The sequence below is a fragment of the Curtobacterium sp. ABR8 genome, from assembly GCF_057812125.1.
The window spans coordinates 2,866,438-2,881,334 of record NZ_CM173818.1; the positions used below are offsets into that span (position 1 = coordinate 2,866,438).

At 71.5% G+C, this 14,897-nt stretch carries 14 protein-coding genes and 3 tRNA genes; 5 read left to right on the plus strand and 12 right to left on the minus strand.

Translation table 11 applies throughout. From position 1 onward, the window contains the following. Nucleotides 1–49: 49 nt before the first annotated feature. Nucleotides 50–1,231 (plus strand): pyridoxal phosphate-dependent aminotransferase, encoded by a 1,182-nt coding sequence (locus ACXKZB_RS13530; RefSeq protein ID WP_488825901.1) that lies wholly within the window; start codon nt 50–52, stop codon nt 1,229–1,231. A gap of 85 nt (nt 1,232–1,316) precedes the next feature. Here the strand turns inward: ACXKZB_RS13530 and ACXKZB_RS13535 are convergent, their stop codons facing one another. Genes ACXKZB_RS13535 through ACXKZB_RS13545 form a run of 3 tightly spaced genes read right to left on the minus strand, consistent with a single transcriptional unit; the run spans nt 1,317 to nt 3,219 of the window. Further along, the gene (locus ACXKZB_RS13535) at nt 1,317–2,333 is read right to left on the minus strand and encodes a UDP-N-acetylmuramate dehydrogenase (protein ID WP_488823461.1); all 1,017 of its coding nucleotides are present in this window, start codon (nt 2,331–2,333) and stop codon (nt 1,317–1,319) included. 14 nt (nt 2,334–2,347) lie between these two features. After that, on the minus strand, nt 2,348–2,773 hold the full coding sequence (locus ACXKZB_RS13540) for a MaoC/PaaZ C-terminal domain-containing protein (RefSeq protein ID WP_488823462.1): 426 nt from the start codon (nt 2,771–2,773) through the stop codon (nt 2,348–2,350). Next, on the minus strand, nt 2,770–3,219 hold the full coding sequence (locus tag ACXKZB_RS13545) for an FAS1-like dehydratase domain-containing protein (protein ID WP_111084265.1): 450 nt from the start codon (nt 3,217–3,219) through the stop codon (nt 2,770–2,772). The genes ACXKZB_RS13540 and ACXKZB_RS13545 overlap by 4 nt, the downstream gene beginning before the upstream one ends. A 130-nt stretch (nt 3,220–3,349) precedes the next feature. Between ACXKZB_RS13545 and ACXKZB_RS13550 the strand changes: the two genes are divergently transcribed. After that, nucleotides 3,350–3,748: a hypothetical protein gene (locus ACXKZB_RS13550; RefSeq protein ID WP_488823463.1), complete on the plus strand. Its 399-nt coding sequence runs from the start codon at nt 3,350–3,352 to the stop codon at nt 3,746–3,748. 224 nt (nt 3,749–3,972) lie between these two features. On the opposite strand, the gene ACXKZB_RS13555 is transcribed toward ACXKZB_RS13550, so the two are convergent. The 5 genes from ACXKZB_RS13555 to ACXKZB_RS13575 form a co-directional block, all read right to left on the minus strand. After that, nucleotides 3,973–4,046 (minus strand) — tRNA-Met (locus ACXKZB_RS13555). Nucleotides 4,047–4,078: 32 nt separating this feature from the next. After that, nucleotides 4,079–4,150: transfer RNA gene (locus ACXKZB_RS13560), tRNA-Thr, on the minus strand. A 93-nt stretch (nt 4,151–4,243) separates the two neighbouring features. Next, complete coding sequence (locus ACXKZB_RS13565) at nt 4,244–5,461, minus strand: M23 family metallopeptidase (RefSeq protein WP_488823464.1); 1,218 nt, start codon at nt 5,459–5,461, stop codon at nt 4,244–4,246. Between the two features lie 149 nt (nt 5,462–5,610). Beyond that, entirely contained in the window at nt 5,611–6,432 is an 822-nt protein-coding gene (locus ACXKZB_RS13570) for an inositol monophosphatase family protein (protein WP_488823465.1), read from the minus strand. A gap of 57 nt (nt 6,433–6,489) precedes the next feature. Continuing rightward, a tRNA-Tyr gene (locus ACXKZB_RS13575) sits at nt 6,490–6,574 on the minus strand. Between the two features lie 137 nt (nt 6,575–6,711). Between ACXKZB_RS13575 and ACXKZB_RS13580 the strand changes: the two genes are divergently transcribed. Both ACXKZB_RS13580 and cls read left to right on the plus strand, forming a co-directional pair. Then, complete coding sequence (locus ACXKZB_RS13580) at nt 6,712–7,200, plus strand: YajQ family cyclic di-GMP-binding protein (protein WP_123313841.1); 489 nt, start codon at nt 6,712–6,714, stop codon at nt 7,198–7,200. Nucleotides 7,201–7,242: 42 nt separating this feature from the next. Next, complete coding sequence (gene cls, locus ACXKZB_RS13585) at nt 7,243–8,703, plus strand: cardiolipin synthase (RefSeq protein WP_123313842.1); 1,461 nt, start codon at nt 7,243–7,245, stop codon at nt 8,701–8,703. 295 nt (nt 8,704–8,998) lie between these two features. Here cls and ACXKZB_RS13590 read toward each other — a convergent pair whose 3' ends face one another. The 4 genes from ACXKZB_RS13590 to ACXKZB_RS13605 all read right to left on the minus strand — a co-directional run bounded on the left by ACXKZB_RS13590 (nt 8,999) and on the right by ACXKZB_RS13605 (nt 13,480). After that, a complete protein-coding gene (locus tag ACXKZB_RS13590) occupies nt 8,999–10,114 on the minus strand; it encodes a heparan-alpha-glucosaminide N-acetyltransferase domain-containing protein (protein WP_488823466.1) in 1,116 nt (371 codons plus the stop codon). A gap of 5 nt (nt 10,115–10,119) precedes the next feature. Continuing rightward, complete coding sequence (locus ACXKZB_RS13595) at nt 10,120–11,493, minus strand: FAD-dependent oxidoreductase (RefSeq protein WP_488823467.1); 1,374 nt, start codon at nt 11,491–11,493, stop codon at nt 10,120–10,122. Nucleotides 11,494–11,579: 86 nt separating this feature from the next. Further along, nucleotides 11,580–12,656 (minus strand): polyprenyl synthetase family protein, encoded by a 1,077-nt coding sequence (locus ACXKZB_RS13600; protein WP_123313845.1) that lies wholly within the window; start codon nt 12,654–12,656, stop codon nt 11,580–11,582. A gap of 32 nt (nt 12,657–12,688) precedes the next feature. Continuing rightward, entirely contained in the window at nt 12,689–13,480 is a 792-nt protein-coding gene (locus ACXKZB_RS13605) for a demethylmenaquinone methyltransferase (protein ID WP_488823468.1), read from the minus strand. Between the two features lie 108 nt (nt 13,481–13,588). On the opposite strand from ACXKZB_RS13605, the gene ACXKZB_RS13610 reads away from it, so the two are divergent. Continuing rightward, the gene (locus ACXKZB_RS13610) at nt 13,589–14,848 is read left to right on the plus strand and encodes an isochorismate synthase (protein ID WP_488823469.1); all 1,260 of its coding nucleotides are present in this window, start codon (nt 13,589–13,591) and stop codon (nt 14,846–14,848) included. Nucleotides 14,849–14,897: the final 49 nt, after the last annotated feature.

A 14,897-nucleotide genomic window follows, 5' to 3' on the forward strand; every position in this document is an offset into this window, starting at 1 on the left:
CCCCGAGTCCACCGCAACCCCCGCCGCCGCGCCGACCGATCGACCGCGCATCGCGTCCCGCATCGCGGCGATCGCCGAGTCAGCGACGCTCAAGGTCGACGCGAAGGCCAAGGCCCTGAAGGCCGCGGGTCGCCCCGTCATCTCCTTCGCCGCCGGCGAGCCCGACTTCGCGACGCCCGACCACGTGGTCGTCGCCGCGGTCGAGGCCGCACAGGACCCGAAGAACCACCGCTACACGCCCGCGACCGGCCTGCCGGAGCTGAAGCAGGCCATCGCCGACAAGACCGCACGCGAGTCCGGCATCACCGTCGAGCCGGCGCAGGTGATCGTCACCAACGGCGGCAAGCAGGCCGTCTACCAGGCGTTCCAGACGATCGTCGACGCCGGGGACGAGGTCCTGCTCCCCGCCCCGTACTGGACCACCTACCCCGAGGCCATCCGCCTGGCCGGTGGCGAGCCGGTCGAGGTCTTCGCCGGCAGCGACCAGGGGTACCTCGTGACCGTCGAGCAGCTCGAGGCCGCGCGCACCCCGAAGACGAAGGCGCTGCTGTTCTGCTCCCCGTCGAACCCGACCGGTGCCGTGTACACCGCCGAGCAGACCGCGGCGATCGGCGAGTGGGCGCTCGAGCACGGCATCTGGGTCATCAGCGACGAGATCTACCAGGACCTCGTCTACGACGGGCTGCGCTTCACCGGCATCCTCGACGCCGTGCCGGCCCTCGCCGACACCACGATCCTCGTCAACGGCGTCGCCAAGACCTACGCGATGACCGGCTGGCGCGTCGGCTGGTTCATCGGCCCGGCCGACGCCGTCAAGGCTGCGTCGAACCTGCAGTCGCACCTGTCGTCGAACGTGTCGAACGTGTCCCAGCGCGCCGCGATCGCCGCCCTCACCGGGCCACAGGAGCCGGTGGCGGCCATGCGCGAGGCCTTCGACCGCCGTCGCCAGGCCATCGTCGCCGGGCTCAACGCGATCCCGGGCTTCGTCACGCCGACCCCGCAGGGCGCCTTCTACGTCTACCCGGACGTCACCGCACTGCTCGGTCGCGAATGGGCGGGCTCGACCCCGACGACGACCCTCGAGCTGGCGGACCTGATCCTCGAGCACGCCGAGGTCGCGGTCGTCCCGGGCGAGGCCTTCGGACCCTCGGGGTACCTGCGGCTGTCGTACGCGCTCGGCGACGACGACATCGCCGAGGGTGTGGCCCGCCTGGCGCGGTTCTTCGCGTAGACCCCACGCACCACGGAACGGGCCACCTCGTCGAGGTGGCCCGTTCGCACGTCCGGGAGGCCCGTGGGGCGTCGCGTGGGCGTCCTCAGTCGAGCAGGTCGCCCACCACGACGGGCTCCGGCACGAGCGAGACCCCGAAGCGGTTCAGGACGGTCACCTGCACGTACCGTGCGAGCTCCGCCACCTGGGCGGCCGTCGCTCCGCCGCGGTTCGTCAGCGCGAGGGTGTGCTTCGACGAGATCGCCGCTCGCGACCCCGGTACGGCGTAGCCGCGGTGCACCCCGGCGTGCTCGATGAGCCAGGCGGCGCTGAGCTTGACGTCGTCACCAGCCGGCCACCGTGGCGCACCGGCGGGCAGCGTCTCGGCGAAGGCCGCGGACACGATCGGGTTCGTGAAGAAGGACCCGGCGCTCCAGGTGTCCCGGTCGTCGGCGTCGAGCACCATGCCCTTCGAGGCGCGGAGCCGCAGGACCTCGTCGCGGACCGTGGTCGGCTCCACGAGGGCACCGAGGTCGACCCCGAGCGAACCGGCGAGCTGGGCGTACCGCACCGGCACGCCGTGCTCGCCCGCCGTGCCGAGCCGGAACTCGACCGTCAGCACGACACCGCGACGTCCGTGCTTGAGGGTCGACGTGCGGTAGCCGAGCGCCAGCTCGGCCGCGGGGACCCACGTGCGCTCCCCCGTGGCCGCATCGAGGAACTCGACCCGGGTGAGCACGTCGGAGAGCTCGACCCCGTAGGCGCCGACGTTCTGCACGGGGGCGGCGCCGACGGTGCCCGGGATGCCACTGAGGGCCTCCAGACCGGTCCAGCCGTTCGCGACGGTGGTGGCGACGAACGCGTCCCAGGGTTCACCGGCCGCGACGCGGACGGTGACGCCGTCGGCGTCGGTGTCGGCCTCCACGCCCGAGGTGCGGACCAGGACGACGGTGCCGTCGAAGCCCGAGTCGGCGACCAGCAGGTTGCTGCCTCCGCCGAGGACGAGCCACTCGTGGTCGTCCCACGCCGCGCGCGTGTGGGCGACGAGCTCGTCGGTCGTCGTGGCCGTCAGCAGCCGCGTGGCCGGACCGCCGACGCCGAGCGTCGTGAGGTCGGCGAGCACCGGCTCGTGCACGGTCAGCGGAACGCCACCGTGACCTGCGCCTTGCCGAGCACGGTCTGCCCGCCGGCGGTCACGGTGAGGTCGATGCGCTTCGGCCGGCCGTCGTCGTCGACGGTTCCGACCTTGGCGACGATGCCGATGGTCGCGCCCTGCTCGGGGTCCACGACGACGGGGCGGGTGAAGCGGACGCCGTAGCCCGCGACCCATCCGCTGTCGCCGAGCCACTCGGACACCGGCTGCACCGCGAGGCCCATCGTGAGCATGCCGTGCGCGAGCACGCCGGGCAGCCCGACCGAGGCGGCGACGTCGTCGCGGTAGTGGATCGGGTTGAAGTCACCGGAGGCGCCGGCGTAGCGGACGAGCGAGTCGCGGGTGACGTGCACCTCGCGCTCGGCGACCACCGTGCCGACCTCGATCGCGGCGGCGGGTGCGGCGGTCATGCGTCGTCTCCTCGGACCACGAGGGTCGACGTCGCCGTGACGACGTGCTCCCCCGCGGCGTCGTTCATGGTGCTCTGGGCCGTGACCATCGCGTTGCCGCCGAGCGTCTTCACGCTCGTGACGGTCAGGGTCGCGGTGAGTTCGTCGCCGGCCACGATGGGCCGGTCGTAGGTGAAGGACTGCTCGCCGTGGACGACGCGGGAGAAGTCGATGCCGGCGTCCGGCTCGGCCAGGAGCTGCGCGAGCGTGGCTTCCTGCACGACGACCGCGAAGGTCGGCGGGGCGACGACGTCGGCGTACCCGGCGGCACGGGCGGCGTCGGGTTCGTGGTGGACGGGGTTGGTCGCGAACACCGCGCGCGAGAACTCGCGCACCTTCTCGCGACCGACCAGGTAGGGCTGGGCCGGCGGGAACGTCCTGCCGACGAGCTCGGGGTTCACTGACACGTGGGCAGTCTACCGACGCCCGTCCTGGGGCCTGTCGATGCTGAGGATGCATCGGCTAGGCTTGCCGCGTCGGTTCGGGGGAACCGGCGGTCCGGTGTCGACACCGGATCAGTGAACGGGGGGAGCAACGATGGACAGCAGGACCGAGTTCGCCGTGCACACGGGCGACCGCTGCACCGCGATGGAGGTCGCCGGCGCGGCGCTCCGCACCACGGGACACCACGTCGAGTCGACCGGTGGGACCCTCACCGCGACGACCGGCAACCGGCTGCTGACGATCCTGCTCGGCGCGCTCGTGCACCCGTCCCGCGAGTTCCGGCGCTACGAGCTGTCGACGACCGTCACGGGGGCGTCCACCACGATCACGCTCCGGCACAGCGGACACGGCACGGCCGTCTCCGGCGGCAGCATCGGCGCGAGCCGGCGACGAGCGGCTTGGCACGAGGTGAGCGCGTCGGTCGAGCGTGCGCTGCGGTCCGCCGGGGTGTTGCAGGCGCGGACCGGCACCGGGTCGCACTCCACGCTGTAGGCGCGGCCACGGGGTCGCGCCGTGACCGGCGCACAACGCAAGTGCATCTGCACCACGCGAACACACGGCGCGGACGCACTGTGATTGTGCGGCGCGACGAACGCACTGGACCGGCCCCACACCGGACAGGAGGCACGGAGCACGCCCGCCACTCGCCTCCCGACCGGAACACCGACGTGCCCGGGAACGACGAAAGCCCGGCGAACAGATCGCCGGGCTTGCTGTAGCGAGGGCGGGACTTGAACCCGCGACCCCACGATTATGAGTCGTGTGCTCTAACCAACTGAGCTACCCCGCCAGAGATCCGGAGCGACACGCGCACCGGGTCGGAGCCCCGAGTCAGGATTGAACTGACGACCCCCTCCTTACCATGGAGGTGCTCTACCACTGAGCTATCGGGGCGATGTGCCGCGAACGGCACCACACGAGGATAGCAGACCTCCGACGCTGCTCCGGAACCGGGCGAGACGCCCGGGCGTGCCGCGCCGGCGACCGCTAGTTCGCGTTGGTCTGGAGCCACGCCAGCGGGTCCACGGGGACGCCGTCGACGTGCACCTCGAGGTGCAGGTGCGGGCCCGTGGAGTTGCCCGTGCTGCCCACGAGGCCGAGCTCGTCACCGACCTCGATCTGCTGGCCGGTGACCACCTTGAAGGAGTTGTCCTCCATGTGGCCGTACACGCTGACGAACTGCTTGCCGTCGACGTCGTGCTCGACCCAGACGTCGTTGCCGAAACCGCCGTCGTTCGCCTGCACCTTGATGACGGTGCCGGCGGCGATGACACGGATCGGGGTGCCTTCGCCGGGGGCGAAGTCGACGCCCATGTGGTTCGTCGAGCAGAACGAGCAGCCGGCGACCTGGCGACCGCCGAAGCCCGACGTGATCGGGACCCCGGTGAGGAACGGCCACTGGATCGTGCCGGTCGGGTCGTTGGTGAAGCTCGAGGCGTCGACGTTCTTGTACTGCGTGGCGTCGGACACCGTGTACTGGTCGCGGGTCGTCGAACCGTCGGCTGCTGCGCTGACGCTCATCGACTGGGTCGCACCGTTCGCCGTCGACCGGACCGCGGTGGAGCCGGTCTCCGGCACGTAGAGCGCCTGGGCGGGCAACGACGTCGAGACGACGAGCCCGGCGACGAAGAGGAGCGCACCGACGGCCGTCACGCGCGACGCGGCACGGCGGAACGAGGCGCCCTGCTTGCGAGCGGTGGGGGTCGGCGCGGTGGTGCGGCTCGTGTTGATGTGCCGGGTGGCCCGGTCGACCTGCACGGCGGACGCCGCACGGCCGGTGCGCCGACGGGACGCCGGGACCTGGCCGATGACCCGACGGGGCTGCGGCGCAGCGGAGGACGGAGCGGCAGCGGGCACGGTGCGCGGTGCGGTGCCGTGGACGTCCGGCGACGTGGGCGCAGGCGGCGTCCTGATGCGCGAGGCCGGTCGGACCGCCGACTCCGGCAGCGCGGGCGACGCCGGTGCGAGGTCGATCGGGGACACGGGGGCAGCGGCGGACGACGGCGTGGTCAACCCGACGACCTCGTCGAACGACGGGCGCGCGGCGCTGTCGGGTGCGACGTCCTGCGTGTGGTCCTGCGTGACGGGAGCACCCTTCGCAGCCGCTCGCTCCGCCTCGATCCGTGCTCGTCGGGTCAGGTGGACGACCGGGGTGGCGGCGTCGACGGGACCGGTGGGGACGGACGTCAGTGGAGAGTGGGGCATGCGTGCGGTGGCGATCCTGATCGGGGAAGGAGGGTGCTCGTTGGTAACGAGCAGATAACGGGACCTGAGCACGGTAGCAAACGTCGTCGCACGTCGCCAGTCGTGGTCATGTCCACCGGGGACCCCCAGACCGAGGGACCGTCCGGGGCTCAGGCGTCGAGTGCCTCCGCTTCCAGTCCGCGCAGCAGGGCCTCGAGGTCATCGGCGACCGCGGGGCTCGCGAACAGGAAGGAACGGGTGCCACCCGCTTCCCAGATGCGGACCGACGCCCCGGCCTCGTGCGCGACGACGGAGCCGCCGGCCATGTCCCACGGGTTGATCCCGCGCTCGTAGTAGGCGTCGACGACCCCGGCACCGACCGCGCAGCAGTCGAGCGACGCCGCTCCCCCGCGCCGGATGTCCCGCACCTCGCCGATGAGCCCGGCGAGCACGGACACCTGCTCCCGGCGGCGATCCACCGTGTACCCGAAGCCCGTCGCCACGAGCGTCTCGGCGAGCGAGGCGGGAGCGCTGACGGACAGGGGGACGCCGTCACGAGTGGCGCCCTGTCCGGCCGCGGCGCGGAACACGACCCCGGTGGCCGGAGCGACCACGACACCCGCGACGGGCTCCCACGTCGTCGGGTCGGCGGAGCCGCGCACGACGCCGATGCTCACGCCGTACTCGGCGCTGCCGTACAGGTAGTTGACGGTGCCGTCGATCGGGTCGACGACCCACGTGATGCCCGACTCCCCCGACGCCGAGCCCGACTCCTCACCGTGGAACGCGTCCTCCGGCCGGGCCTCGGCGATCCGGGTGCGGATGAGCGCCTCGACCTCGCGATCCGCCGCGGTGACCACGTCGACGATGCTCGACTTGCGGTCGGCGACCTCGACCCCCTCGGCACGTCGTCGTGCGGCGAGCGTGGCCGCTTCGCGTGCGATCGTCTCGGCGAGGTCGGCGAACTGGGACGGTGTGGGGTCGGATGCCATGCACCGATCCTGCCAGTGACGACGGAAGCCCCGTCCGGGTCGGACGGGGCTTCCAGGTGGTGGCAAGTGAGGGATTCGAACCCCCGAAGGCTACGCCGGCTGATTTACAGTCAGATCCCTTTGGCCGCTTGGGTAACTTGCCATGCGCACCCAGCCGGTGTGATCACCAACCGAAGGCGCGCACAAAAGCATAGCGGATCCGGAACGGTGGTCGTGACCACCGTGAGCCGATCCGCGCGACCGGAACCGAGCCTCCTGTCCGCCGTTAGGCTGTCCGGCATGGCAGACAGTTCCTTCGACGTGGTCAGCAAGGTCGACAAGATGGAGGCGGAGAACGCCCTCAACCAGGCGGCCAAGGAGATCGAGCAGCGGTACGACTTCAAGGGTGCGGACGCGTCGGTCGCCTTCAGCGGTGACGACGTCCTCATCAAGGCGAACTCGGAAGAGCGCGCCAAGGCCGTCCTCGACGTCCTGCAGAGCAAGGCGATCAAGCGCAACATCAGCCTGAAGAGCCTCGATGCCGGCGACCCGTACCCCTCGGGCAAGGAGTACCGCATCGAGGTGAAGTTCAAGAACGGCATCGAGCAGGACGTCGCCAAGAAGATCGGCGCGTTCCTCCGGGCGAACGCCCCGAAGACCGTGAAGAGCCAGATCCAGGGCGACGAACTGCGGGTCTCCTCGAAGAGCCGTGACGACCTGCAGAACACCATCCAGCTCCTCAAGGGTGAAGAGTTCGACGTCCCGTTGCAGTACATCAACTTCCGCTGACGCGCAGCGCCGAACGACACCCGAACCCGACACCGGCACCCCGTGGAGCACTGGCTCACCGTCGCGATCACCGTCCTGGCCGTCCTGCTGGACCTTGCGATCCGCGCCTTCTCGATCATCTACGTCCCGATCAACCGGAAGCCGCAGACCGCGACGGCCTGGTTGCTGGCGATCTTCCTCATCCCCTACATCGGCTTCATCGTCTTCCTGGTCATCGGGTCGACGAAGCTGCCGCGTGCCCGGCGTGAGAAGCAGACCGAGATCAACGCGTACATCCTCGAGCAGACCGAGGGCATCGAACGCGTGCGCCGTGACCACCCGTGGCCGCTCTGGCTCGAGAGCATCACGACGCTGAACCGCGAACTCGGTGCCATGCCGCTGGTCGGCGGCAACTCGGCCGAGCTCTACCCCGACTCGGAGGAGTCGATCGCCGAGATGACCCGGGCGATCGACCAGTCGCGTCGGTTCGTGCACGTCGAGTTCTACATCGCGACACTCGACGACACGACCCGGCCGTTCTTCGACGCGCTCGCCCGCGCGCAGGCCCGCGGCGTCACCGTCCGCTTCCTGCTCGACCACTGGGCGAGCCGCGGGTACCCCGGCTACAAGGACACACTGGCGTTCATGGACCGCGCCGGCATCGAGTGGCACCTCATGCTTCCGCTGCTGCCACTGCAGGGGAAGTTCCAGCGCCCCGACCTGCGCAACCACCGGAAGATCATGGTCATCGACGGCTCGGTCGCGTTCACCGGGTCGCAGAACCTGATCGACGCGTCGTACGACATCAAGTCCCACATCGAGAAGGGCATGGTCTACAAGGACCTGTTCGCCCGGTTCGAGGGACCGGTCGTCGCGGGGTTGAACGCCCTGTTCGTCACCGACTGGTACAGCGAGACCGACGAACTGCTGCTGCGCGAGAGCGACCCCGTGCAACGAGCCGACCGCGGTGACGCCCTCGACTGCCAGGTGGTGCCGTCCGGGCCGGGGTTCGACGGTGAGAACAACCTGCGCCTGTTCAACGCGCTGCTCTACTCGGCGCAGAAGAAGGTGTCGATCACCTCGCCGTACTTCGTCCCGGACGACTCGATGCTGTACGCCATCACGACGACCGCCCAGCGCGGCGTCGAGGTCGAGCTCTTCGTCGGTGAGATGGGCGACCACGCGATGACGTGGCACGCCCAACGCTCGTACTACGAGGGACTGCTCCGCGCCGGCGTCAAGATCTGGCTGTACCGGGCACCCGTGATCCTGCACGCCAAGCACTTCACCATCGACGACGAGGTGTCGGTGATCGGGTCGAGCAACATGGACATGCGCTCGTTCAGCCTGAACCTCGAGGTCTCCGTGATGGTGCGCGGCCACCGCTTCGTCGACGCGTTGCGCGCCGTGCAGGACGCCTACAAGGAGCACAGCTTCGAGCTCACGCTCGACGAGTGGGTCGACCGTCCGCGCCGGTCCAAGGTGCTCGACAACGTCGCGCGGCTCACGGCAGCGCTGCAGTAGCGGACGCTGTCGCGCTGTCGCGCTGGCGCGCTGTCGCACGGTGCGTCGTCCTCCATTCGGGGCGACCCTGGCTGCACGGTGCGGACGGGAGGCGCGGCTCGCCACCACCACGCACGGTGCGTCGCCCTCCACCCGGTGCGACCTTGGCCGCACGGTGCGTCGTCCTCCACCCGGTGCGACCCTGGCTGCACGGTGCGTCGCGACAGCGAGGCACCCAGCGAGCAAGCCCGCGGCGAGTGGACAACCCTGCACCGTGCAGCAGCGCTCCGCGGCCGGGTCGCCCCGGCAGGTGCGCTCAGCGCATCGGGACGAGGGATGCCAAGGCCGCGACGGCCCGCTCGAGCGGGCCACGGCCGAGGAACCGGCGCCAGACCATCGCGAACACGACCGAGCCGAGGGCGAACCAGCCCCACGCCTCGGCCGACTCGGGGTAGGTCGGCAGCATCGCGATCACCACGAGGTGTCCCGAGTAGACCGTGAGCGGCATCGACCCGACGGCGGCGAGTGGGAACGCGACCCGCTCGGCGACCCGGCCTCGCCCGTCGAACACCAGGATGCACAGCGCGATGACCGCCACCGCCACCCCGGCTGTGCCCACCACGTCGACGACCGACGACGAGTGGTCGCGCGGTGACAGGAAGAGCTGGGCGAGGGCCTGGCCCGGAGTGGTGCCGTCGGCGGCGTACGGGACGCCCGGGAACGCGAACGCAGCCCCTGGCGGCAGCGGCGCGAGGACGGTGCCGACGATGTACGCGGTGGCGGCGACCAGCACGCCGGACGCGAGGAGCACGACCTGCCGGCCACGATCCTCCAGACCGGCCCGGGCGACCGCGAGACCGACCAGGACGTACGCCAGGAAGGTGACCACGGGGTAGACCAGGCCGAGCTGCACGCCGACCATGCCCGCGTCCGCGTAGGCCGGCGCGATCGCGACCGCGGCGATCGGCGACAGGACGGCGCAGGCACCCGCGAGGGCGAGGAGCCACGCCGGGCGGACCCGGAGCACCGGGATCACCAGCAGGAAGAGCACGCCGTACGTCGGCAGGATGACGTAGACGGGGGTGTCCAACGCGATGAGCACGAACCCGACGGCGACGACGGCCACGGCGCGGATCGCCAGGCGTGCCCGGACCCGGCCGATCGTCGGTGGTCCCGGCGGACTCGTCCGACCGCTCGTCAGCCCGATCGACACCCCGGCGAGGACGGCGAACAGCGTGGACGGGCGCCCGTGCGCCACGGCGGACCACGTCGAGGGGTCGGACCAGTCGAGCTGGTCCGCGATGCCGCCGATGTGCGCGGCCATCATGCCGAGCAGCGCGAGCGCCCGTGCGACGTCGACGCCCTGCAGCCGTGCGCCGGAAGCAGACGCGCCCCGCACCGCCGTGGGCGGGACGGGGCGCGTGTCGGTCATCGCCGTCAGCTCGTGGGCGCGTCGGCGCGACCGAGCGACACGTCGATCATCTCGTCACGGGGCACGACCTTGATGCGCTCACGCCCCTCGGCAGCACCGAGCGCGAGCTCGTGGGTGTCCAGGTTGTGCCAGCCGTCGAGGTCGGTGTACTGGACACCCCGCTCGCGGAGCAGGGCCGGGATCGCGCCCTCGGACGGGTCCTCCGGCGTCCACCAGCTCGCCTGGTCGTTCACGATGTGCTGCACGGTCTCCATCGCGTCGGACTTCGTGTGGCCGATCAGGCCGACCGGGCCGCGCTTGATCCAGCCGGTGGCGTAGACACCCGGGATCTGCTGGTTGTCGTCGTCGAGGACCTGGCCCTCGTGGTTGGGGATGACGCCGTGACGCTCGTCGAACGGCAGGCCGGGCAACGGGGAACCGAAGTAGCCCACCGCACGGTACGCCGCCTGGACCGGGATCTCGCGGATCTCGCCCGTGCCCTCGACGCCGCCCTCGCCGTTCGGCCGGGTGCGCTCGTACCGGATCGCGGTGAGGTTGCCGTGCTCGTCGCCGACGAACTCGGTCGGCTTCGCGTAGAAGTGCAGGTGCAGCCGCCGGCTCGCCTGGCCGGTCTCGCGCGTGCGCCACTGCTCGAGCACCCGGTTGATGACCATGACCTGCTTGTTCGTGGCGATCGCGGTCTTCGAGGCCTCGTCGTGGTCGAAGTCCTCGTCGTAGACGATCATGTCGACGTCGCGGACCTCGCCGAGTTCGCGGAGCTCGAGCGGCGTGAACTTCACCTGGGCGGGACCACGGCGGCCGAAGACGTGGACGTCCGTGACGGGTGACGCCTTCAGACCCTCGTACACGTTGGCCGGGATCTCGGTCGGCAGCAGGTCGTCGGCGTGCTTCGCCAGGATGCGGGAGACGTCGAGGGCCACGTTGCCGACCCCGATCACCGCGACGCTCTCGGCGGTCAGCGGCCAGGTGCGCGGCACGTCGGGGTGGCCGTCGAACCAGCTGACGAACTCGGCGGCGCCGTAGGAGCCCTCGAGGTCGACACCGGGGACGTCGAGGTCGGCGTCCTTGATCGCGCCCGTCGAGAAGACGACGGCGTTGTAGTGCTTCTTCAGGTCCTCGAGGGTGATGTCCTCGCCGAAGCGGACGTTGCCGAACAGCCGGACGACACCGCGGTCGAGCACGTCGCGCAGCGCGTTGACGATGCCCTTGATGCGCGGGTGGTCGGGGGCGACGCCGTAGCGGACCAACCCGTACGGCGCGGGGAGCTGCTCGAACAGGTCGATCGACACGTCGTGTCCGTGGGCCTCGCGCAGCAGGATGTCCGCGGCGTAGATGCCGGCGGGTCCGGCGCCGACGATGGCGATTCGGAGGGTGGGCACTGATCGTCTCCAGTTCGTTCGGGTGGGGTGCTCCCGGTGGTGCGTCCCGCGCGGCGGCCGTGGGGCCGTCCGGTCGCGGGCGGTGTTCAGCGGCTGCGGTCGACGACGGAGTCCGCGAAGCGGGTGAGTGCCCGCTTCACGGTGCCGTCGGGCAGCGGGGCGAGGGCGTCCACGGCTTCGCGGGCCCAGCGGACCGCGACCGTGCGCGTCGACGCCGTCGCCTCGTGTTCACGCAGGGCGGCGACGGCCGACTGGTACGGCACGGAGCCGACCGCGTCGTCCGGGGCGCCGTTCACGTCGCGCTCGATGCGCTGGACGAGGTCCTGCGCCGCCGGGTCGGTCGCCGCGTGCCGCCGCAGGTGCAGCATCGGCAGCGTGTCGACGCCGGCGCGGAGGTCGTTGCCGGCGATCTTGCCGGTCTTGTCCGTCGCGGGCGCCAGGTCGATGACGTCGTCGACGAGCTGGAAGGCGACGCCCACCTTCTCGCCGAAGGTCCCGACGGCGTCGAGGTACGTCCGGTCGGCGCCCGAGAACATGACGCCGGCGCGGGCGGCGGTCGCGATGAGCGAACCGGTCTTGTCGCTGAGGACCTGGATGTAGTGCTCGACCGGGTCGTCGTCGGGCTGCGGGCCCGTGGTCTCGTGCAGCTGCCCCATGCAGAGCCGCTGGAAGGTCTCGGCCTGCATCCGGATGCCCTCGGTGCCGAGGTCGGCGGTGATGAGGCTGGCACGGGCGAAGAGCAGGTCGCCGGTCAGGATCGCCACGTTGTTGCCGTAGGTGATCTGCGCTGCGGGGACCCCACGGCGGACGGGTGCTTCGTCCATGACGTCGTCGTGGTAGAGCGACGCCAGGTGGGTCGTCTCGATGCTCACGGCCGCCTTGACCACGGCGTCGGTCACCCCGTCGCCGAGCTGCGCGATGAGCAGCGTGAGCGTCGGACGGATCCGCTTGCCACCCGCGGAGAGCAGGTAGCGGCTCGTGGTGTCGGCCAGGGTGTCCGTGGAACGCATGGCGTCCTCGAGACCCTGCTCGACGAGCTCGAGCCCGTCGTCGACGGCGGTGATGAAGCGACGGTCGGCGGGCGTGGCGAACAGCCGCTCGCCGATGCCCAGCGAGGCGCGGAGGCTCGGCGCGCGACGTGCGACCGGGACGCTCGGATTCAAGTGCTGCTCCGTCTTCGGGGGATGGTGACCGGTCAGTCGTCGGCCGGGTCGACGCGCGGCTGCTCGCCGGTCGCCTGGTGGTCGCGGCGTGCCTTCGCACGACGGGCCGCGGACTCCCGCACCGTGTCGGCGACGGGCTTGCGGCCACGGTGCAGTGCGACGATACCGGCCGTGAGGTTGCGGTAGGCGACCACGGAGAACCCGACGCCGCGCAGCCACTGGGTCAGGACCTGCTGGTCCGGCCACGCGTCGATCGACTCGGCGAGGTAGCGGTAGGCGGCGGGGTTGCTGCTGGAGAGCTTCGCGATGCCCGGGAGCACGCGCTTCAGGTAGGTGCCGTAGCCGAGGCGCAGCAGCGCACGGGGCGGGGTCGAGAACTCGCAGATGACGACGCGGCCGCCGGGCTTCAGCACCCGCAGCATCTCGGCGAGCGCCTGCTTCGGGTCGTTCACGTTGCGCAGCCCGAACGAGATCGTGACCGCGTCGAACGTGTCGTCGTCGAAGGGCAGGTGTTCGGCGTCACCCTCGACGAAGGTGATCTCGGGGTGCCGCTCGCGGCCGACGGCGATCATGCCGGCGGAGAGGTCGAGCGCGCTGACATCCGCACCCTTCTTCGCGAAGGCCGCGGCGCTCGTGCCGGTGCCGGCGGCGATGTCGAGGACCTTCTCGCCGGGCTGCGGGTCGACCGCCCGCACCGTGGCGACACGCCACAGCGGTGCGTTGCCCGCCGACAGGATGTCGTTCGTGAGGTCGTACTTGGCCGCGACGTCGTCGAACATCGCCGCCACCTCGTCCGGCCGCTTGTTCAGGTCCGCTCTGCTCACCCGACCAATCCTAGAGGTCTCGACCGTACGTTCACCGGACTCGCAGCGACGGCTCGCGCGACCGGCGGACGGCCGGGCGTCCGACCGACCGCGCGTAGCATCGGAGCCGTGACCCGAACCACCACGGCGGCGCCTCCTCTGACGGTCTCCACCCGGATCCTCGACGACCCGGGCACCGTCCTCCGCCACACCCTCCGCGACCGTCCCCTGGCCTTCGTCCGGAACGGCGACGGCATCGTCGGCATCGGGGAAGCGCTGCGGTTCACGTTCACCGGGCCCGACCGGATGCGCGACGCGGCCGCCGTGTGGCGTTCCGTCGTGGAAGCCGCCACCGTCGACGACCCGGTGCAGCTGCGCGGGTCGGGTCTGGTGGCGTTCGGCTCCTTCGCCTTCGCCGACGACTCCGCCGACGCGAGCGTGCTGATCGTCCCGCGCGTGGTCATCGGTCGTCGGCGCGGGAAGGCCTGGCTCACGGCGATCGACACGACCGTCGGCGCCGAGCCGCTCGCCTTCACACGGACCTCGGTGCCGGTCCCCCACGTCGGACCGCACGTCTCCGTCACGCTGCGCCCGGGCCGGATCGACGAGGCCGCCTACGCCGCGAACGTCGCCGAGGCCGTGCGGCGGATCGTCGCCGGGGGCGCGCAGAAGGTCGTCCTCGCCCGCGACCTCGTCGGCACGCTGCCGCCGGGAGCCGATCGACGCGCCGTGCTGCTCGACCTCGCCGCCGCCTACCCGCAGTGCGTCACGTTCGCGGTCGACGGCCTGGTCGGTGCGACCCCGGAGACGCTCGCCCGCACGGACGGCACGCGGCTGACGGCACGGGTGCTGGCCGGCAGCGCCGCACGCGGGACCGACGAGGTGTCCGACCGTGCAGCCGCCGAGGCCCTCGCCGCCAGCGCGAAGGACGTCGAGGAGCACGCGTTCGCGATCGACAGCCTGCTCGCCTCGCTCCGCCCGCTCGTCACCGAGCTGCGTGCCGACCCCGAGCCGTTCCGACTGCAGCTGCCGAACCTGTGGCACCTGGCGACCGACGTGCAGGCGACGCTGCCGCCGGACACCACCTCGCTCGACGTCGCCGACGCCCTGCACCCGACCGCCGCGGTCGCGGGGACTCCCACCGACGTGGCCGTCCGGCTCGTCGCCGAGCTCGAGGGCGTCGACCGCGGACGCTACGCCGGTCCGGTGGGCTGGATGGGTGCCACGGGCGACGGCGAGTGGATGCTCGCGCTGCGGAGCGCCCGGATCGACGACGACGGCACCGTCCGGGCCTGGGCGGGCGCCGGTGTCGTCGCGGGGTCGGAGCCGGCGCGCGAGGTCGCCGAGACCGCACTGAAGTTCCGACCGGTCACCGACGCGCTGGCCTGAGCGGCGCGGCGCCACGCGGCCCCGCGGTCGCGCTGCATCGCCCCCGCCG

Coding starts and splice junctions, on each gene's coding strand:
- ACXKZB_RS13570 (WP_488823465.1), bottom strand. CDS start 6,432: ATGGCATCCGACCCCACACCGTCCCAGTTCGCCGACCTCGCCGAGACG.
- ACXKZB_RS13540 (WP_488823462.1), bottom strand. CDS start 2,773: ATGACCGCCGCACCCGCCGCCGCGATCGAGGTCGGCACGGTGGTCGCC.
- ACXKZB_RS13590 (WP_488823466.1), bottom strand. CDS start 10,114: ATGACCGACACGCGCCCCGTCCCGCCCACGGCGGTGCGGGGCGCGTCT.
- ACXKZB_RS13550 (WP_488823463.1), top strand. CDS start 3,350: ATGGACAGCAGGACCGAGTTCGCCGTGCACACGGGCGACCGCTGCACC.
- ACXKZB_RS13580 (WP_123313841.1), top strand. CDS start 6,712: ATGGCAGACAGTTCCTTCGACGTGGTCAGCAAGGTCGACAAGATGGAG.
- ACXKZB_RS13565 (WP_488823464.1), bottom strand. CDS start 5,461: ATGCCCCACTCTCCACTGACGTCCGTCCCCACCGGTCCCGTCGACGCC.